Genomic DNA, 18,974 nt, shown 5'->3' with positions numbered 1-18,974 from the left:
AGCCACATTCCTCCGTTCCACACTGCGTCCGCGCGTGCGCGCACGGATCGGTGCGCGGGAGTGCGCGCCCTTCCGATGGACAGGTGGATTCCGTGATCGATACGTCACCCCATCCGTCGTCGGCGACGGCGGTGCATTCGCACGCGGAGCATGCACGGCCGCGCACCGGCGCGTGGCGTTGGGCGTTGGCCGTGCTGCTGGCCGGGCTGGCCTTCACGTTCTGGCTGGCGCTGAGCGAATGGCGCGACCTGAACGAGCGCACCGATGCACAACGTCGCGGCCTGGCCCAGGTGGCCACGCGACAGTTGCGTGCGCCGCTGCAGACCGTGGCCTCGGAACTGCGCGCGATGCAGACCGTGTTCCTGGCCAACGACCGGATGGACCAGATCCGTTTCACCCAGGTCACCGAAAACCTGCAGCGCCAGCGCATCGGTCCGGCGCGGGTGGCCACCGCGTTCGCGACCCGGATCGACGGTGTCGCCGGCGGGCCATCGGCTTATCGCTACCAGTTCATCACCCCGCTCCGCGGCAACGAGGTGCTGCTGGGCCTGAACATCGCCAGCCAGCGCGAGAACCTGCTGGCGCTGGAACGCGCGCGCGACAGCAACAGCGTGGTGCTGTCCGCCCCGTTCGTGCTGCGCCAGACGGTGCCCGGCAGTCACCAGCGGCTCGGCGTGACCGTGCGCCTGCCGGTCTATTCCGACGGTCCGGAACCGCTCGACGTGACCGCGCGGCGCGCGCGCGAGATAGGTGCGCTCGCGGTCAGCCTGCGGCTGGATCCGCTGGTCAATGACGCGTTGCAGGGCCCGGTGCTGGACACCTTCCGGGTCAGCGTCCGCGATCTGGACGCCACCGACATCGGGCCGTTCTACGAATCCGGCACCCGCGCCGAGCAGGACGCCCGGCTGTACCGGCAACTGCTGGAATTCGGCGGGCGTCGCTGGGAATTGCGCATGTGGCCGCGCCCGGCCGTGCTGGACAGCGAACGCCTGCGGGTCATCCTCACCGCCGGTCCGGTGATCAGCCTGCTGCTGGCGGCGTTGCTGTGGTCGCTGGCCACCACCCGCCAGCGCGCGATCACGCTCGGTCACGAGATGAGCGCGCTCTATCGCCAGAGCGAGGCGCAGTTCCGCGCGCTCAACGAACTGCTGCCGGCGCTGGTCCTGCTGTCCGACGGCGACGGTCGCATCCTGTATGCCAACCAGGCCGCGCGGCAGCGGCTGGGCGATGTCGTCTCGGCCGGCGTGCCGCTCACCGCGCTGTTCGCCGATCCGGCCTTCCGCGAACGCGTGCGCCAGCCGGCCCGCACCGGCGACTACTGGGGCAACGTGGAGGCGCTGCTGATCGGCCTGGGCGGTGAATTCTGGGCCAATGCGTCCATCGCCCGGGTCGAGATGGAGGACGAGCCCCGCCTGCTGGTGGTCGCCACCGACATCTCCGAGCAGCGCGAACTGACCGAACGGCTCAGCTACCAGGCCACCCACGATGCGCTGACCGAACTGTGCAACCGGCGCGAGTTCGAACGGCGGATCGAACAGGCCCTGGCCGATCGCCGTCGCGGCGGCCGCTCCTGTGCGCTGCTGTACATCGACCTGGATCAATTCAAACTGATCAACGACGTGTCCGGCCATACCGCCGGCGATCAGCTGCTGGCGCAACTGGCGCTGGCGATGCGGATGCAATTGCGCGGCGATGATCTGCTGGCGCGGCTGGGTGGCGACGAGTTCGGCCTGCTCGCGTTCGACGTCGACACGGCCAGCGCGCGCACCCTGGCCGAGCGGCTGCGCACCGGCATCGAATCGCAGATGTTCGTCTGGCAGGAACGCACCTACACGGTCAGTGCCAGCATCGGCGTGGTGGTGGTGGACCAGGACAATCCCACCTTGAAGGATCTGCTGTCCTGGGCCGACACCGCCTGCTACGTGGCCAAGGAAAACGGCCGCAACCGCATCCACGTCTACAGCGACGACGACGAGGCCACCCGCCGCTACGGCGAGATGGAGTGGGCCAACCGCCTGCGCTGGGCGATGGAGGAACAGCGCCTGTTGCTGGACTACCAGGAAATCGTGCCGCTGGACGGCCGCCGCGAGGACGGCGCGCGGGTGGAACTGCTGCTGCGCCTGCGCGATGAGGACGGCCGCATCGTCCTGCCGGGCGCGTTCCTGCCGGCAGCCGAGCGCTACGGCCTGATGCCGATGGTGGATCGCTGGGTGATCCGCGCCGCGCTGACCCACTTCGGCCAGTTGCATGCCGATGGTCGCCCCTTGCAGCAGTGCGCGATCAACCTGTCCGGCGCCAGCATCGAGGACGAGGACCTGGCGGACTTCATCCTGGCGCTGATCGCCGAGCACCGGGTGCCGCCGTCGCGGCTGTGCTTCGAGATCACCGAGACCGTGGCGGTGCGCAACCTGCTGAAGGTGGTGCAGGTGATCGAGCGGCTGCGCAAGGCGGGCTGCCGGATCGCGCTGGACGACTTCGGTGCCGGCATGTCCTCCTTCGGCTACCTCAAGAACCTGCCGGTGGACGTGATCAAGATCGACGGCAGTTTCATCCGCGATCTGGAAACCGACGCAATGAGCCGCACCATCGTCAGCGCCATCGCCCAGATCGGCCACCAGCGTGGGCTGAGCGTGGTCGCCGAATGGGTCGGCAATGCCGGAATGATCGCCACCCTGACCGGACTGGGCGTGGATTTCGGCCAGGGCATGGCGCTGCACCGGCCCGAGCGGGTGCTGTTCCAGCGCCACCGGCAGGCGGCCTGATTCCATCGTTCCGGCTCCGGTGGCGCTAGAATCGGCGCGTCGCTCTTCACGCGTCTTTTCACGAGCTGTCCGACATGTCCGACTCCTGCTGTGGCTGCGGCAAGACCATCGACGTCGCCGCGCTGGAAGCGCGCCAGCGGCGGGTGCTGTCGATCGTGCTGGCGATCAACCTCGCCACCTTCCTGATGATGATCGCGGCGGCGCTGTACAGCCGCTCCACCTCGCTGCTGTCGGGCAGCCTGGATAACCTGGGCGACGCCGCCACCTACGCGCTGAGCCTGATGGTGGTGGGCGCCAGCGCGCGCGCCAAGGCGCAGGTCGCGCTGTTCAAGGGCCTGCTGATACTCGCCGCCGCGGTCGCGGTGGCCGCGCAGATCGGCTGGCGGCTGGCGCACCCGACGGTGCCGCTGTTCGAGACCATCGGCGTGGTCGGCCTGCTCAACCTGGGCGCCAACCTGATCTGCCTGCGCCTGCTGACGCCCTACCGTTCCGGCGACGTCAACCTGGCCTCGGCCTGGGAATGCTCGCGCAACGATGTTTACGAAGGACTGGCGGTGCTGGTCGCCGCCGCGGGCGTGTGGCTGTTCGGCGCCGGCTGGCCGGATCTGCTGGTCGGCGCAGCCCTGTTGCTGCTGTTCCTGCGTTCGGCCTGGCGGGTGCTGTCCGGCGCCTGGGCGGCCTGGCGCGAGACCGCGCCCAGGCATGCCTGAACCTGCAGGCTTCGGGCACGTCCCGCCGAGCAAGCTCGGCGCGACAGGCAACGTCCGCCCCTGAACCCACGCGTAGAGCGGAGCTTGCTCCGCTGCCCTGCATGGCCGGCGGCTTCGGACACGTCCCGCCGAGCAAGCTCGGCGCTACAGGGACCGACCCTGAACCCCACGCGTAGAGCGGAGCTTGCTCCGCTGCCCCTGCATGGCCGGCGACTTCGGACACGCCCCGCCAAGCAAGCTCGGCGCGACAGGCAACGTCCGGCCCTGAACCCACGCGTAGAGCGGAGCTTGCTCCGCTGCCCTGCATGGCCGGCGGCTTCGGACACGCCCCGCCGAGCAAGCTCGGCGCTACGGGAGGCAATCGCCGCTAAGGGGCCTCGGCCAACCGGCTGGCGTGACTGGCGGCAAGCTTCCAACCGTCGGGATACCGGATCCAGGTATCCGTGAAACGGAAATCGGCGGTGAACGCCTGTCCCTGCGAATCACCCTCGACGTGGGTCACTCCAGTGACGATCGCCGCATCGCCATGCAGGCGGATCCGCTGGTCCCGATTGCGGAACACCCGGTAGCGCGGTTCCCGGCTCGCCACTTCGGCGAGGTTGGCGGCCAGGCCGGTGACCACGCCGCGCGAATCGACCAGAGTGAAGCCCGGATCCAGATGGCGCTCCAGGGTTTTCGCGTCGCCGCCCTCGAATGCACGGCACAGGATCGTTTCCACCGCCAGGATGTCGCGCCGGTCCTCGGCTTCGCCGGCCTGCGCCCAGGAAGACGCCGCGAGCAGCGCCCACAGCACAGTCGCCCTTCCCCACATCGCCTTTCGCATCGCCCTGCCCCGCTCCGGGATTGCCGGCGATGGTAACGCGTCGCTACAGGCCGTGGCCGTCCTCGGCGCGCAGCACCGGTTCCGGTTTCACCCGCACGGCCCACAGCACGCCGCCGATCAGCAGACCGATGCCGATCAGGGTCAGCGGGCGTGGCATCTGCCCGCGCAGCATGAACGCATAGGCCAGCGCCGCCAGGGTCTCGAACACGATCAACTGCCCGACCAGCGCGGTTGGCAGGCGCTGGCTGGCCTGGTTCCAGCACAGCGTGCCCAGCCACGAGGCGAACAGGCCGATCGCCACCATCAGGGCGATGAAGAACTCCGGGCGTGGTCCCAGCGGCATCGGGAAGTCCGCGCCACGCAGCTTCATCACGCCCCACAGCAGCGCGTAACCCAGCAGCGCCAGCGGCAGAATCGCCACGCCCTGCGCGGTCGCCCACGCGCGCGGACTGCGATCCGGATGCGCGCGCAGCCAATCGGCGTTGCGCAGCGGATACCAGGTCCAGCAGGCCACCGCGATCAGCGCCAGCAGCGCGCCGCTGGCGTATCGCCATGGATCGGCCTGCGGGTCGTCGCGCAGTGCCTGCAGTTCCACCTGGTTGACGCAGGCGATGCCCAGCACGATCAGCACCAGCGAAGGCGCCAGCCGGCCCCAGGGCAGGCGTCCGTCACGGTGGCCGTTGCGCAGGTTGGCGCTGATCGCGATCACCACCGGCAGGGTGCCGATGATCATGGTCGGCACCGGCGCGCCGGCGCGCTGGATGGCGCTGGCCAGGCACAGGTAGTACAGCAGGTTGCCGATGGCCGCGAGTTTGAGCGCCTCGCGCCAATCGGCCGCGCGCAGCCGGCGCAGTTCGGCGCGATCGAAGGCGGCCAGCGGCAGCGCGATCAGGCCGAATGCCAGGTAGCGTCCCACCGATTGCAATGCGGCGGGATACTCCGGCAACAGCAGTGGCCCCACGAACACCAGGCCCCACATCAGCCCGGCCGCCAGCGCGTACAGCGTTCCCACCCACATCGTCGTGTTCGTCCGTCCGGAAAACACCGACTCTAGAAGGCGTTCCCGGTCCCGTCTTGCACCAGATTGCGCCGGCTCAGCCGCGCACCTGGCGCTGGTAGCGCGCCGGGGTGACGCCGTAGCGGCGCGCGAACGCCCGGGTCAGGTGGGCCTGATCGGCCATGCCGGTGGCCGCGGCCACGTCGGCCGGGGACTCGCCCGCGCCCAGGCGCCGCTTGGCGTCGTGCACGCGCAGGGCCATCAGCATCTGCTGCGGAGTGACGTGATACTGGTCGCGGAACCGGCGCAGGAAATGGAACGGGCTGAGCCCGGCAACGGCCGCGAGCGACTCCAGGCTGACCCGCTGGTCCAGGTGCGCGTGCAGGTAGTCGATGACGCCGCCGAAGCGCTGCGTGCGTTCCGCGCCCTCGGGCCGGCCGACATGGGCATGGTCCCGCAAGGTCTCCAGCAGTTGCAGCAGCAGACCATCGAAGGCCAGTGGCTCGGCGCGCGCGTGCCACAGCGCATCGAGCAGCGCGGTGACCCGCGACGCGCGCGTGGGATCCGGGCGCACGGCATCGGCGAACCACCAGCCGGATTCGCCGGTGATCTCCTCCAGCGCCGCGCGATCCAGATAGATCATCCGGTAGCGCCAGCCATCCTCGGTTTCCGCGCGTCCGGTGTGCAACGCCTCGGGGTTCATCAGCACCAGCGAACCGGCCGATGCCAGGTGATCCGCGCCGGCATAGCGGAAGCGTTCCGCCCCGGATTCGATGGCGCCCAGTCCGAACGCCTCGTGGGTATGCGGATCGAAGGCGTGCCGGACGATATGCGCGCGGTACAGTTCCACGCCCGGCCGGTGCGGCGGGTGCAGGAACTGGGCCGCGTCACGGGGGGATTCGAATTGTTCCGGCACGCCTTGCATCGGCTCATCATGCCACCGGTCGGCCACCCTCGCCGCCTTTGGCCGCCGCCGCCCCCGTGCGGCGTTGATGCGCGTACAGGGGCCACGGAAAGGCCGCGACGGACCCCGGCGGGACCGGCGCAGGGAGATTCGATGAAAACCTTCTACATCCGCTCGCTGCATTGGCTCGCGATGCTGGGTTTCCTGCTGCTCGGCGCGGCGGTGAGCGCCAGCCTCGGCGCCCTGCTGGGTTGAGCGCCCGCGATATTCCGGAGCGCCCCCGGGGTCAGGGCGGATCGTTGCCCTCGGGCGTGACCTCGGCGGCCCACGCTAGCGCCTGCTCCGCTTCGGCGGGCTCGAACGCGCGCACTTCCGTCGCCGGCAGCAGGTGCCCGGCGAACTCGGAAATCCGGCCCAGCCATTGCTTGTCGGTCACCACCGCCGCGCGCGCGAAGCGCGAATACTCGCCCAACTTCTGCACCGCGTAGCGCAGATCCTTGGCCATCGCCTCGGCGCTCAGGCCGGTCATGCCGGCGAGATCGGTGAAGATGCCGATGCGGCGGTACTCGTGCAGGCGCGCCTCGATCTCGGCGATGCACCGGTCGTAGTCCTCGCCGGTGAGCTGGCCGCTGAAGCGGAAGGCCGCCACGTGCGGCGGGGCGGGAATGCCTTCGATCATGCGCGGACTCCTGCGATGGGTTTCATCGCATGCTCACCGCGGGCGCGTCGCGAAAACGTCAACGCCGGCAAGGGCCTCAATCGATCCGGTAGACCCGTGCCTTGGGCGTGTCTTCCTCGACCTGCAGGAACCAGCGTCCGGCCACGCCGGGCACCACCACGATCTCGGGCGATTCCAGCGGGCGCGACAGCTTCATCTTGCCTTTCAGGACCTTCCACTGCTGGCCGTTGTCCAGTTCGAACACGGTCCCCGGCTCCCAACCGGCCACGGTGCCCTTGAGGCGCGCGTGGATGGGCTCGTCGTTGAGGCCAATCAGCGAACTTTCATCGCGTGGGCGGCGCTCCGGCGCCTGCGTGCGGGCGATGACCTCTGCGCGCTCCTGCGCGCGCGCCTCGACCTGTTCGCCGAGCAGGCGGTTGAGCAGTTCCAGTTGCGCCGGGGTGAGCTGGTCCAGGCCGGTGGCGCGCATCTGCTCGGCGGTGAGCCGCTGTTCGATGTTGACGTGCGGGGCCTTTGGCTCCTGTTGCGCGAACGCCGCCGGCATCCACGCCATCGCCAATCCCGCCAGCAGCCAAGCCTTGATCTTCATGTGTCTGCCCTTGCCCGGCGCGTCCGGCATGGGCGCGCTTTACGGTTTCGTGAAGATCCTGCTGCGATGAAATGACAGGAACATGACAGCAACCCGGCTCAGGCGTCGTGGGTGTCGCCGGATAGCGGCGTGGCCCGCATCGACGGACGCTGCGCGAAGGCGTCGAACCAGGCCGCCAGACGCGGCCGTGCCGGCCGGAACGGCGGCAGTTCGCGGAACGCCAGCCAGTCCAGGGCGGTGGCGACCGCGATGTGTCCCACATGCGGCGGCGCATCGACGTCCAGTTCCTGTTCCAGCCAGTCGTAGCTGGCCAGCAGCTTGTCGATGTAGCCGTCGCGCAGCGGCGGGTAGCGCAGCGGTTCGGGACGGCGCACGGTCTCCCAGCGCACCGCGATGCCGGCCTCGCACAATCCCTGCGCCACCGCCTGCACCCGCAGCGCATGCCAGCGCGCTTCGCCGTCGGCGGGAATCAACCGCGCGCCGGTATGCAGGGTGTCGAGATAGGCGCAGATCACGTCCGAATCGAAGATCGCCGGCTGTCCTGGGCGCAGCAGTACCGGCACCTTGCCCAACGGGTTCTGCCGGAACACCGCCTCGTTGCGCAGCACCGGGCTGGTCTCGTGGTGGATCACCTCCAGCCGATCGGCCAGGCCGGCCTCGTGGGCGAACACCAGCGCCTTGCGCGCATAGGGCGAATGGGTCTGGTAGAGCAGTTGCATGGATACCCCGCGTGCCGGAGAAAGGTGAATCCTCCGGATTGGGACGACGGAAGAACCTTTCAACCGTGGCGTTTCGATCGCCGCGTTCAGGCCCGCCGCAGCGACCAGAATCCGATGTCGCGCCGATGCCGGAAACCCAGCCGCTCATACAACTGCAGCGCGCGCGGGTTCTCGTGGCTCACGTGCAGGAACGGCAACGCGCCACGGGCAAGCGTGTCGTTGACGAGCATGGCGGTCAGCCGGCCGGCGTAGCCGCGGCCGTTGAAATCCGGGTGGGTGCAGATCGCGCTCATCTCGCGGCACTCTCCCGTTCCCAGGCGCTCGCCGATCATCGCGGCCAGGCGTCCGTCCTGGTAGATGCCGAAGTAGCGGCCCATGTCCATGGTGCGTTCACGGAAGTAGTGCGGATAGACCAGCGCGGTCAGTGCCAGCACGTCGGCGCGATGCGATTCGCCCAGCGACAGGATCTCCGGCCCCTCGGCCACCGGCAGCGGCGTCGTGCGGATCATCTGCGCCAGCGGCCGGAACGTCTCCAGCCGCCAGCCCGGCGGTGCTTCCGGTACCACCCCGATCAGGTAGACGGATTCGCCGGGCGCGACCAGCACCTCCAGCTCCGCGCCAATGTCCCCGTCGGCGGCGCTCGCCACGCCCAGGAACGGTGCATATTCGGCGGGGTAGCGCGCCACCGCGCCCGCACGCAGCGCGATGCCGCTGTGCAGGCTTTGCAGCGCGGACCAGAACGGATTGTCGAGTGCGGCGTGGACGCGAGGTTCGAGGACTTCGGTATTCATCGTCATGCGGTGCGTTCGCGGCGATGCAGCGGACGCATCCCGGCGTTCGCCCATGTTAACCGTGCCGTCACGCCAACACCCGGGTCCCTCCGGCATATCTGATGGCGCCGCATGGACCGCTGTCCTCGCGGCCCCTGCCTGAACAGGGCCCCGGCCATTGTCGATTTCCGCCTTGCCCGTTCGTCGACACCAGGAAGGCCCGTATCCCGGACCTTTCATTCCTCTCAAAGCACAGGAGCTCCACCATGTCGTACATCGACGGTTTCCTCATCGCCGTGCCAAACGCCAACAAGGAGAAGTTCATCGCCCATGCCGGCGAATTCGATCCGATTTTCATGGAGCTCGGCGCCATCCGCGTCATCGAATGCTGGGGCGACGACGTCCCGGACGGGCAAGTCACCGATTTCCGCCGCGCGGTGAAGGCCACCGACGAGGAGACCGTGGTGTTCTCCTGGATCGAATGGCCGGACAAGGCGACCCGCGACGTCGGCATGAAAAAGATGATGGAGGATCCGCGCATGGATGCCGCCAATCCCATGCCCTTCGACGGCAAGCGGATGATCTTTGGTGGCTTCGCGCCCGTGGTGGATCTGAAAAAGTAATCCCCCGGAGAACCGTGGAGCGGAGCTCGCTCCGCTGCTCCTGCGCGCGGTGTCGTCCGTGGCTGGGCAAACCCGTCACCCGTCGATGCCTTGACCCATGCGCCCGCTCAGGGCACACCCAACCGGGTGTGCCCGGTGGCGATGCGTCGCTCGATCACGACAGGCCTGGCGCCTTCGCCCTGCCCTTGTTCCCAGAGCAGCAGAAACGGCGCCCCGCGGTTTTCAATTTCCAGTTCGGCGCCATTGGCGATGCTGCGCCAACGCAGATCGACACGGCCGTCGCCGATGCGGACATTTTCGACGGCCAGGCGATCCCAGCCGGCCGGCGGCCGCGGTGCGAACCGCAGCCGCTTCGCCAGCGCATCCACGTCCAGTCCGAGCATGCCGTGGACAGCCGCGGACAGGAACGCCGCCGAGGACCAGGTCTGTTCCGGCACCGATTCGCGCTGCGGCTCCGGACGATCGCCGCGCATGACCTCGTGCATGTGCCCCGGCGAATCCGCGCCCGCCCAGGACACCAGGCTGCGCCATAGCGTCGCCGCCTGCTCCGGCCTGCCCGCGCGCCACAGGGTCTCGGCCGCCATCGCGGTGCCAAGCCCCCACACGCTGCCGCGCGAATAGGCTTCCGGGTCGTAGTCGGCGGCCGTGTCCGGCCGGCTGCGCAGTCCCCACGCGGCAAGGTAGGCCGGCCGTGAGAGCTGGCCCAGCGTGGCGTCCACTTCCGCATCCGTGGCCGCCCCGGAACGGATGGCCGCCAGATCCGCCGGCGAGGTGCTTTCCCCGGCTTTGCCGGCGTGACTGAAGCCGCTGATCCAGCGCCGGCCGGCCTCGTCGCGATAACGCTTGCGCAACTGGATGCGCGCCTGCCCGGCGGCACTGGCGGCTTCGCGACCCAGTACTTCGTCACCCTGCACCCGCGCCAACGCCGACATGGCCTGCGCGGTCTCGACCCAGGCCGCCGACAGGGTCAACTCGTCGGTCAGGCGATCCTGCTCGTTCGCGCTCATCTTGTCGGCCGGCACGCGCGGCAGGCCGTCATCGGGATCGCGCGTGGACAGGCAATAGCGGTAGGCCCTGAGGACGGCGGGCCAGTGCCGGCGCAGGAATCCGGTGTCGCCGCTGGCGCGGACGTATTCAGCCAGCACACCGATGAAATCGAACGCGATGTCGACATGCACGTACATGTACGGATAGTCGCCGGCCCAGTCCAGGAAGCCCGCGCTCTGCGACATCTCGTGCCAGATCATGCCGTTGTCCGGATGCTGGTAGCGCAGGATGAACGCCAGTTCCTCCGCCGCGCGCTCGAAGCGTCCTTCGTGGATCAACGCACGCGTGCCGACCAGTCCGTCACCGGCGAAATACCACGCGTACTGCGGACGCCGCGCGCCGTGCGATGGCCCGTAACCGGCGACCAGGCCGCAGCCCAGCCGGGCGTTGCAGGTCCACGCCTGCTCCAGCGCAATCTGGGCCCAGCCCAGTGCCCGATTGGCATCGGCATCGGGCGTGGTGACGCGGAGCCGTTCGGAGGACACGAAACGCGCCGCGTCTTCCGCCGACGCGGGCTGTTGCAATGCCGCAGTGGTGGCATGCACGTCCTCGTCCGCCTCGCTCTGGCCGGCGAACAGCAGTTCCGCGCAACGTTTCGTGCCGCAGGCTTGCGGCTGCAGGCGCAGGAACAATGGCAGGCCGAACTCGCTGCCACGCCGATCGTTGTTCGGCTCGCTGTGCTCCGTCGCCTGCGGCGAGGACACCAGCGCACGGAACTGCCTGCGTGGTTCGCTGATCAGGAATCCTTTCGCCCGCGCGTCCCAGGCCAGCTCCTGCCCGCCCACCGCCGCCGGCCACATCAGGTTGAGCGACGGCCGGAAACGGATTTCCAGTCCGATGTCTTCGCCTTCCATTTCGTAGCGCACGATGACACCGGGCAAACGGCCACGCGCCTCCACGCGCTCGCGCAGCGAAAAACCCGGCCCCGCGTAGTGCCGGGTCATCCCCAGCGGATCCACTTCCGCCGAAACCAGATAGGCCAGCCCGTCGCGCATCTTTCCGTCGATCACGAATCCAGGCCGATAGCCTGCCGCGATCTGCAACGGAAACGTCCACAGTTCCAGCCCGTCCTCGGAATACCCCCCGGCGAAGGCTCGCAGGCCGTGCGCCGAGAGGTAGCGGTTCTCGCGCGGCTGTTCAATCGACCAGCGCGGAAGTTCGTACGACGTCGACGCCGGTTCCGCCGCGGAAACCGGCACCGACACGAATGACAGCAACAGGCAGAGCAGACCCGGCCAATGGCGCATGGAGAACCTCGTGGGGAAGCGCGTCCTGCGGCGGATGTTCCTGGTTCGCACCCTAAGCCATCGCCCCGCATGACCGCCAATTGCAGCGCAGCATGGTGTCCACTGAAACCATCCGGCCGCTGTGGCAGACTCGCCGCATGATGCCGCGAATCCTTCTCCGCGCCCTGGTGTTGGCGATGTGCTGCGTGGTTTCCGCGGCGGCCATCGCGGCTGCCCCGCCCTCGCGCGTGCTGATCTTCAGCAAGACCGCCGGTTTCCGCCACGATTCCATCCCCGTGGCGGTGACCGCGCTGCGCGAGATCGCCCGCCGGCAGTCACTCGATGCGGATACCAGCGAGGATGCCTCGGTGTTCGCGCCGGTTCGATTGCAGCGCTACCGCGCGGTGATCTTCGTCAACACCACCGGCGACATCCTGGATCCGGAACAGCAACGGGCGCTGGAAGGCTTCATCCGCGCAGGCGGCGGTTTCATGGGCGTGCACGCGGCGGCGGATACCGAATACGACTGGCCGTGGTACGGCGAACTGGTCGGTGCGTGGTTCCTCGGCCATCCACCCGGGCTGCAGACCACCCGCGTGCGTTTCGGCCACGATGGCATCGCGGCGCGTGGACGCGAATGGCGGGTCACCGACGAAATCTACAACTACCGGCGCAACCCGCGCGGTTCGGCCGAAGTGATCGCGACAGTGGACGAGCACGACTACACCGGCGGGACCATGGGCGATGATCATCCGATCGCCTGGTGCCACGGTTTCGAAGGCGGCCGTGCCTGGTACACGGGGCTGGGCCATGACATGGCGATGTATTCGGACGCGACCTTCCTGCGTCATCTCCGGCGCGGCCTGCGCTACGTGACCGGACGCGCGGACGCGTGCTGATCAGGCGGCCGGGCAGGCATCGCGGCGTCCCGCCTCGAACGCCTTGACCCCCGCTTCGTCGACCGGTAGCGGACGCACGCCGTCGTCGAAAATCACCCGCCACTGACCGTCGCGATCCTGCTGCCACACCGATCCGAAGCGTCCCAGCCGATGGCTGCCGTCCTTCGGATTGCGGTACAGCGCCGGACCGCTGGAGTAGGCCGTGCGGCCGTCGCCGCCGACCGAGACCCGCTCCGGATACCAGCGCAGTTCCAGCGCCTTGCCTTCGATCAGCGGCATCCAGTCGGCCACGATGGCGTCACGACCGCGGGTGGGCTGATGACCCACGCCGAACACCGCGTCGGCGTGGAGGAAGCCGGCGAAGGCGGTGGCGTCGTGCCGTGCGAGGGCGTCGGCGAAGCCGAGTTCCCGCGTCCAAACCGCGCATCGCGCGTCGCTTGCCATCCCCGGGTGCGGCGGCGGCTCAACGGCCGCGACGCCCGTCGCCAGGCCCGCCAGCCCCAGCAGGGCCGAAAGTCGTAGACCGTCTGTCATGCGAAGTTCTCCGAAACCTGCCAAGCTTTGCGCATTCCATTCCCATCCGTCCTTCCATGCGCCTGCCATTCGTCAGGGCCGCGTGGCTGGCCGCCGCATTGCTGCTGTCGGCCGGCTGCGCGACCCGCGCTCCGCACTCCGCCTCCATTCCCCCCCGGGAACCCGCCACCCTCCTGCTGATCTCGCTCGACGGCGTTCGCGCCGAATACCTCCAGCGCGGCATCACGCCCCATCTGACCCGGCTGGCCGAGGACGGCGTGCGCGCCGAGTGGATGAATCCCTCCTACCCCTCGCTGACCTTCCCCAACCATTACACCCTGGTCACCGGCCTGCGCCCGGATCATCACGGCATCATCAGCAACACGATGTTCGACGAGCACCTGGGCAACTTTTCGCTGAGCGACCGCGAAGCGGTGGGCGACTCTCGCTGGTGGAGCGGTGAACCGATCTGGGTTGGCGCGGAGAAGGCCGGGCTGCGTACGGCGACCATGTTCTGGCCGGGTTCCGAAGCCGCCGTGCAGGGCGTCCGCCCCACCCAATGGTTCCCGTTCGACAAGGCCTTCGCCATCGATGATCGCGTGCGCCAGGTGCAGGCCTGGCTGGATCTGCCGGCGACCGAGCGGCCGCGCCTGATCACGCTGTATTTCGAGCACGTGGACACCGCCGGCCATGACAACGGCCCGGCTTCGCGCAATGTCGAGGACACCCTGAAGGCGATCGATGCCGCCATCGGCCAGCTCGTCGACGGCATCGACGCCCGCGGCGAACGCAATCGCGTGAACCTCATCGTGGTCTCCGATCACGGCATGACCGCGACGTCGCCCGAGCGCGTGATGGTCATCGAGGATCGGGTGTCCCCGGATGACGCGGATGCCATCACCGTCGGCCAGGTGGTCGGTTTCAACCCCCGCCCCGGCCGTGAGGCCGCCGCCGAGCGGCAGTTGCTCGGCCGACGCGATCACGCCGAATGCTGGCGCAAGCAGGACATGCCCGCGCGCTGGCACTACGGCACCCATCCGCGCGTGCCCGCCATCGTCTGCCAGGCCGACGAAGGCTGGCTGCTGGTGAAACGCGAGGCGGTCGAACGGTGGCGCCGCAACGGCTGGAAGGGCGGCGGCTCGCATGGCTACGACCCGGCGCTGCCCTCGATGCGCGCGATCTTCCTGGCGCGCGGTCCAGCGTTCCGGCACGGCCTTGTCGTGCCCGGCTTCGACAATGTCGACGTCTATCCGCTGCTGGCCCGCCTGCTGGGCGTCACGCCCGCGCCCAACGATGGCGATCCGCGGACCCTGCTGCCGATCCTGAGCGACGCCGAGGCTGCTTCACCATCCCGGCATTGATGTCCGAAAACGGTGAGTCGGGGGCCGTGGGCGGTGCTAGCCTGCACGCATGTCCTCCGCCCCCCTCCCCGCCGGCCTGCCCGATCACCGCGTCTGCGAACAGGCGCGGCTGAGCCGTGACCCACGCTTCGACGGCCTGTTCTTCACCGCCGTCACCAGCACCCGCATCTACTGCCGGCCGATCTGTCCCGCGCCGGCGCCGAAGCCGGCCAACGTCACCTACTATCCGAACGCCGCCGCGGCGGAGGCCGACGGCTTCCGCCCCTGCCTGCGCTGCCGGCCGGAACTGTCGCCCAGCGACGGCGCCTGGCGGCGGGGCGATGAAACCGTCGCACGGGCACTGAAGCTGATCGACCAGGGCGCGCTGGCCGATCGCCCGCTGGCGGATCTGGCCGGTTCGCTGGGACTGGGCGAACGCCAGTTGCGGCGCCTGTTCAACGATCGGCTGGGTGCCAGCCCGGTCGGCGTGCACGGTACCCGTCGGTTGCTGTTCGCCAAGCAACTGCTCACCGAGACGCGCCTGCCAATCACCCAGGTCGCGCTGGCGGCGGGATTCGGCAGCCTGACCCGTTTCAACACCACCTTCCGCGAGGCCTACCGGATGGCGCCTCGCGATCTGCGCAAGCGCGAATCGACGGTGGAAGACGAAGGCGTCGCCCTGCGGCTTGGTTACCGGCCACCGTATGACTTCGAGGCCATGCTGGACTTCCTGCGCGGCCGCGCCCTGCCCGGCGTCGAGTACGTGGACGCGGACAGCTACGCGCGCGTCATCGGCGGCGCCGACGCGCCGGGCTGGTTGCGGGTCAGCCGCTGGAGCGCGAAGCCCGACGATCACGCGCTGCGGCTGGAACTGCATGGCGCCGCGCCGGCGCAGTTGCTCGCCATCGTCAACCGGATCCGCCGCATGTTCGACCTGGATGCGGATCCGCAGGCGATCGCGCGGGCGCTGGGCGCCGATTCGCGCCTGCGCCCGCTGCTGCGCAAGCGCCCCGGCCTGCGCCTGCCCAGCGGCTGGGACGGCTTCGAGATCGCGGTGCGCGCGATCATCGGCCAGCAGGTCAGCGTGGCCGCCGCGCGCACGCTCACGGCGCGCCTGGCCCAGCGGCATGGCACCCCGTTGCCGGTCCCGTTCGGCACCGGACTCGCGCACCTGTTCCCCTCCGCCGAGGCATTGGTCGATGTCGATCTCACCGCGATCGGCCTGACCCGTGCCCGCGCCGCCACCATCAACACGATGGCGCGCGCACTGCTGGAAGACCGCGTGGATTTTCGCGGCGAACGCACGCTGGACGATTTCACCGCGCGCTGGGTCGCCCTGCCGGGCATCGGTCCGTGGACGGCCAACTACATGGCCATGCGCGCGCTCGGCCATCCCGACGCATTTCCCGCCGACGATCTGGTATTGCAGAAAGCCGTGCCCACCGACGGCAGCCGGATGACCGCGAAAGCCCTCACCGCCCGCGCCGAGGCGTGGCGCCCCTGGCGCGCCTACGCGGTGATCCAACTGTGGCGCGACAGCATGCCCGCTCCCAAACCCTTGCCCGCTTCACCATTGCCCGTGTCCACGCCATGAACACTCCCTTGCACTACCGCCACATCGACAGCCCGGTCGGCCCGCTGCTGCTGGTGGCCGACGATGCCGCGCTGCGCGTGATCGAATTCGACAATCCGCGCCATCCGTACAAGCGTTCACCGGACTGGCAACCGGGCGACAACGCGGTGATGCGCGAAACCGCGCGCCAGCTGGGCGAGTACTTCCGCGGCGAGCGCCAGCAGTTCGATTTGCCGCTCGCGCCGCAGGGAACCGACTTCCAGCGCATCGTCTGGCACACGCTCGCCGACATTCCCTACGGACAGACCATCAGCTACGCGGAACTGGCGCGGCGCGTGGACAAGCCGACCGCTACCCGCGCGGTCGGCGCGGCGAACGGGCGCAATCCTCTGCCCATCGTGCTGCCCTGCCATCGCGTGATTGGCGCGGACGGCAGTCTGACCGGATTCGGCGGCGGCCTGCCGACCAAGCAGTACCTGCTGACCCTGGAGGGCGCGCTGCCGGCGGGCGATTTGTTCGGTTGAATACCACGGCGTTCTAAAATGGCCGCATGAGCGCTTCTTCCACGCATCCCTCCGACGGCGTCCTGCTGGACGCAAACCTGATCACATTGACTGGCGATGCCGGCTACGGCGTCATCGAGCAGGGCGTGCTGGCCTGGCGCGACGGCCTGCTCGATTTCGTCGGTTCCCGCGTGGATTGGGAGCGTCTCGGCGACGATGGCGATCGCCCGACGCTGCATGCCGAAGGCCAATGGGTGAGCCCGGGCCTGGTCGACTGCCATACCCACACCGTTTTCGCCGGGGATCGCGCCGGCGAGTTCGAACAGCGCCTGCAAGGCGTCAGTTACGAAGAAATCGCTCGCGCCGGCGGCGGCATCGTGTCCACCGTGCGCGCCACCCGCGCCGCCAGCGAGGACGAACTGCTGGCGCAGTCGCTGCCCCGCGCGCGCGCGCTGCTCGCCGATGGCGTGACCACCCTGGAAATCAAGTCCGGCTACGGCCTGGATCTGGCCAACGAGCGCAAGATGCTGCGGGTCGCGCGCCGGATCGGCGAGCAGCTCGGCATCACCGTGCGCACCACCTTCCTTGGCGCGCACGCGTTGCCGCCGGAATACAGCGGACGCGCCGACGCGTACATCGACGCGGTATGCGAATGGCTGCCGCAGCTGCATGCCGAAGGGCTGGTCGATGCGGTGGACGCCTTCTGCGAGCGCATCGCCTTCGATGCCGCGCAGACCCGCCGGGTGTTCGAGGCCGCGCGCGCACTCGGCCTGCCGGTCAAGCTGCATGCGGATCAGTTGAGCGACGGTCATGGCGCCGCGCTGGTCGCCGAGTTCGACGGCCTGTCGGCGGACCACGTCGAGTACACCTCCGAGGACAGCGTGCGCGCGATGGCGGGGCACGGCACGGTCGCGGTGCTGCTGCCGGGTGCCTTCCACGTGCTGCGCGAAACCAGGCTGCCGCCGCTGGAGGCGTTCCGCGCCCACGGCGTGCCGATGGCGGTGGCGACCGACTGCAATCCCGGCACCGCGCCCCTGCAGTCGCTGCGACTGGCGATGTCGCTGGCCTGCACGCACTTCCGGCTGACTCCGGAAGAAGCACTGCGCGGCGCCACCACCCAAGGCGCGCGCGCACTTGGCCTGGCGGATCGCGGTGCGCTCGCGGTCGGGCGGCGCGCGGATTTCGTACTCTGGAACATCGCCCAGCCCGCGCAGTTGAGCTACTGGCTGGGCGGCGAGCTGGTGGCGGGCGTGTATGCCGATGGCCGGCGGGTGCGCTGACGATTCGCCGCTCCCTTCGCTCCCGCTGGCGACGAACCTTCGCCAGTGGCGCGGCTCCCACACTTTCCTCCCGCCGAGAATACCGACATGCCGCAGTCGTCCACCCTGGTCGCCTTCGCCCTCATCTGCCTGGGCATGGTGCTGACACCGGGTCCGAACATGATCTACCTGGTGTCCCGGTCGATTTCCCAGGGACGCATGGCCGGCCTTGTTTCGCTGGGCGGCGTTGCCCTGGGTTTCGTGTTCTATGTGCTTTGCGCGGCCTTTGGCATCACCGCGTTGATGATGGCGGTTCCCTACGCCTACGACGCATTGCAGCTCGCCGGCGCGCTGTACCTGCTCTACCTCGCCTGGCAGGCCATCCGACCCGGCGGGCGCTCACCGTTCCAGGTACGCGACCTGCCCCAGGATGGCCCCCGCAAGCTGTTCGCGATGGGTTTCGCCACCACGCTGCTCAATCCGAAAGTCGCGGTGATGTACCTGTCGCTGCTGCCGCAGTTCATCGACCCCGCGCACGGCAGCGTGCTGTCCCAGTCGCTGCTGCTCGGGTTCACCCAGATCTCGGTGAGCGTCAGCGTCAATGCGTTGATTGTCGCCATGGCCGGTTCGATCGCCCTGTTCATCGGGCAACGCCCACTGTGGCAGGTCGCGCAACGCTGGCTGATGGGCACCGTGCTGGCCGGCCTGGCGACGCGCATGCTGGTCGAGGGCCGGCGCTGACAGGGCGGGAGCACGCAGGCCACGCGGTATCGGCGCAAAGAAAAACCCCGGCGCGAGCCGGGGTTTTCTTTTTCCCGTCGCCGGATCCGCGGATCCGGTACGAAAGGCTCAGGCCTTGGCGACGGCCTTCTTGGCCACGGCCTTCTTGGCCGGCGCCTTCACCACGGTCTTCTTGGTGGTCGCCGTCGCGGCGACACCGGCCTTGGCCATGGTGCTCTTGCGCGCGTTGCCGTAGCTGGACACGTAGCGCTTGCCCTTGGCGGTTTTGCGGTCACCCTTGCCCATCGTTGTTCTCCT

Annotated in this window: 19 protein-coding genes; 9 read left to right on the top strand and 10 right to left on the bottom strand. The window is 69.0% G+C overall.

Going from position 1 to position 18,974, the window contains the following annotated elements:
- Positions 1 to 92: 92 nt before the first annotated feature.
- Entirely contained in the window at positions 93 to 2,762 is a 2,670-nt protein-coding gene (locus IQ458_RS05445; RefSeq protein ID WP_328805087.1) for a bifunctional diguanylate cyclase/phosphodiesterase, read from the top strand.
- A gap of 74 nt (positions 2,763 to 2,836) precedes the next feature.
- Positions 2,837 to 3,472 (top strand): cation efflux transmembrane domain-containing protein, encoded by a 636-nt coding sequence (locus tag IQ458_RS05440; protein WP_183638487.1) that lies wholly within the window; start codon positions 2,837 to 2,839, stop codon positions 3,470 to 3,472.
- A gap of 367 nt (positions 3,473 to 3,839) precedes the next feature.
- Here IQ458_RS05440 and IQ458_RS05435 read toward each other — a convergent pair whose 3' ends face one another.
- The 7 genes from IQ458_RS05435 to IQ458_RS05405 all read right to left on the bottom strand — a co-directional run bounded on the left by IQ458_RS05435 (position 3,840) and on the right by IQ458_RS05405 (position 8,980).
- On the bottom strand, positions 3,840 to 4,295 hold the full coding sequence (locus IQ458_RS05435; RefSeq protein WP_203322149.1) for a nuclear transport factor 2 family protein: 456 nt from the start codon (positions 4,293 to 4,295) through the stop codon (positions 3,840 to 3,842).
- Between the two features lie 43 nt (positions 4,296 to 4,338).
- On the bottom strand, positions 4,339 to 5,313 hold the full coding sequence (locus IQ458_RS05430; RefSeq protein WP_183638490.1) for a DMT family transporter: 975 nt from the start codon (positions 5,311 to 5,313) through the stop codon (positions 4,339 to 4,341).
- A 76-nt stretch (positions 5,314 to 5,389) separates the two neighbouring features.
- Positions 5,390 to 6,217, bottom strand: a complete 828-nt coding sequence (locus IQ458_RS05425) for an AraC family transcriptional regulator (protein WP_203322148.1) — start codon at positions 6,215 to 6,217, stop codon at positions 5,390 to 5,392.
- Positions 6,218 to 6,482: 265 nt separating this feature from the next.
- Positions 6,483 to 6,875 (bottom strand): SpoIIAA family protein, encoded by a 393-nt coding sequence (locus IQ458_RS05420; RefSeq protein WP_183638495.1) that lies wholly within the window; start codon positions 6,873 to 6,875, stop codon positions 6,483 to 6,485.
- Between the two features lie 76 nt (positions 6,876 to 6,951).
- Positions 6,952 to 7,464 (bottom strand): hypothetical protein, encoded by a 513-nt coding sequence (locus IQ458_RS05415; protein ID WP_225562512.1) that lies wholly within the window; start codon positions 7,462 to 7,464, stop codon positions 6,952 to 6,954.
- Between the two features lie 98 nt (positions 7,465 to 7,562).
- Positions 7,563 to 8,183, bottom strand: coding sequence for a glutathione S-transferase family protein (locus IQ458_RS05410; protein ID WP_203322147.1), 621 nt, complete (start codon positions 8,181 to 8,183; stop codon positions 7,563 to 7,565).
- An 86-nt stretch (positions 8,184 to 8,269) separates the two neighbouring features.
- On the bottom strand, positions 8,270 to 8,980 hold the full coding sequence (locus IQ458_RS05405) for a GNAT family N-acetyltransferase (RefSeq protein WP_235996629.1): 711 nt from the start codon (positions 8,978 to 8,980) through the stop codon (positions 8,270 to 8,272).
- A 239-nt stretch (positions 8,981 to 9,219) separates the two neighbouring features.
- Between IQ458_RS05405 and IQ458_RS05400 the strand changes: the two genes are divergently transcribed.
- Positions 9,220 to 9,576: a DUF1428 domain-containing protein gene (locus tag IQ458_RS05400; RefSeq protein WP_183641153.1), complete on the top strand. Its 357-nt coding sequence runs from the start codon at positions 9,220 to 9,222 to the stop codon at positions 9,574 to 9,576.
- Between the two features lie 107 nt (positions 9,577 to 9,683).
- On the opposite strand, the gene IQ458_RS05395 is transcribed toward IQ458_RS05400, so the two are convergent.
- The gene (locus IQ458_RS05395) at positions 9,684 to 11,870 is read right to left on the bottom strand and encodes an amylo-alpha-1,6-glucosidase (RefSeq protein ID WP_203322146.1); all 2,187 of its coding nucleotides are present in this window, start codon (positions 11,868 to 11,870) and stop codon (positions 9,684 to 9,686) included.
- Between the two features lie 140 nt (positions 11,871 to 12,010).
- Here IQ458_RS05395 and IQ458_RS05390 point away from each other — a divergent pair, with 140 nt between their 5' ends.
- The gene (locus IQ458_RS05390; protein WP_183641155.1) at positions 12,011 to 12,748 is read left to right on the top strand and encodes a ThuA domain-containing protein; all 738 of its coding nucleotides are present in this window, start codon (positions 12,011 to 12,013) and stop codon (positions 12,746 to 12,748) included.
- On the opposite strand, the gene IQ458_RS05385 is transcribed toward IQ458_RS05390, so the two are convergent.
- A complete protein-coding gene (locus IQ458_RS05385; RefSeq protein WP_183638504.1) occupies positions 12,749 to 13,282 on the bottom strand; it encodes a YybH family protein in 534 nt (177 codons plus the stop codon).
- A gap of 56 nt (positions 13,283 to 13,338) precedes the next feature.
- Between IQ458_RS05385 and IQ458_RS05380 the strand changes: the two genes are divergently transcribed.
- The 5 genes from IQ458_RS05380 (at position 13,339) to IQ458_RS05360 (ending at position 18,677) form a co-directional block, all read left to right on the top strand.
- The gene (locus IQ458_RS05380) at positions 13,339 to 14,622 is read left to right on the top strand and encodes an alkaline phosphatase family protein (protein ID WP_203322145.1); all 1,284 of its coding nucleotides are present in this window, start codon (positions 13,339 to 13,341) and stop codon (positions 14,620 to 14,622) included.
- A gap of 49 nt (positions 14,623 to 14,671) precedes the next feature.
- Positions 14,672 to 16,195, top strand: coding sequence for a DNA-3-methyladenine glycosylase 2 (locus tag IQ458_RS05375; protein ID WP_203322144.1), 1,524 nt, complete (start codon positions 14,672 to 14,674; stop codon positions 16,193 to 16,195).
- The gene (locus IQ458_RS05370) at positions 16,192 to 16,698 is read left to right on the top strand and encodes a methylated-DNA--[protein]-cysteine S-methyltransferase (protein ID WP_203322143.1); all 507 of its coding nucleotides are present in this window, start codon (positions 16,192 to 16,194) and stop codon (positions 16,696 to 16,698) included. The genes IQ458_RS05375 and IQ458_RS05370 overlap by 4 nt, the downstream gene beginning before the upstream one ends.
- 26 nt (positions 16,699 to 16,724) lie before the next feature.
- Positions 16,725 to 17,957 carry an imidazolonepropionase gene (hutI, locus tag IQ458_RS05365; RefSeq protein ID WP_203322142.1) on the top strand — a complete coding sequence of 411 codons (1,233 nt, stop codon included), beginning with the start codon at positions 16,725 to 16,727 and terminating at the stop codon, positions 17,955 to 17,957.
- Positions 17,958 to 18,044: 87 nt separating this feature from the next.
- The gene (locus IQ458_RS05360) at positions 18,045 to 18,677 is read left to right on the top strand and encodes a LysE family translocator (protein ID WP_203322141.1); all 633 of its coding nucleotides are present in this window, start codon (positions 18,045 to 18,047) and stop codon (positions 18,675 to 18,677) included.
- Between the two features lie 108 nt (positions 18,678 to 18,785).
- On the opposite strand, the gene IQ458_RS05355 is transcribed toward IQ458_RS05360, so the two are convergent.
- Positions 18,786 to 18,962, bottom strand: a complete 177-nt coding sequence (locus tag IQ458_RS05355; protein ID WP_203322140.1) for a 30S ribosomal protein THX — start codon at positions 18,960 to 18,962, stop codon at positions 18,786 to 18,788.
- Positions 18,963 to 18,974: the final 12 nt, after the last annotated feature.

The sequence above is a fragment of the Pseudoxanthomonas beigongshangi genome, from assembly GCF_016820515.1.
GTDB lineage: Bacteria > Pseudomonadota > Gammaproteobacteria > Xanthomonadales > Xanthomonadaceae > Pseudoxanthomonas_A > Pseudoxanthomonas_A beigongshangi.
Note: the sequence above shows the minus strand (reverse complement) of the source record. Positions and strands in the feature narration are given on the sequence as shown.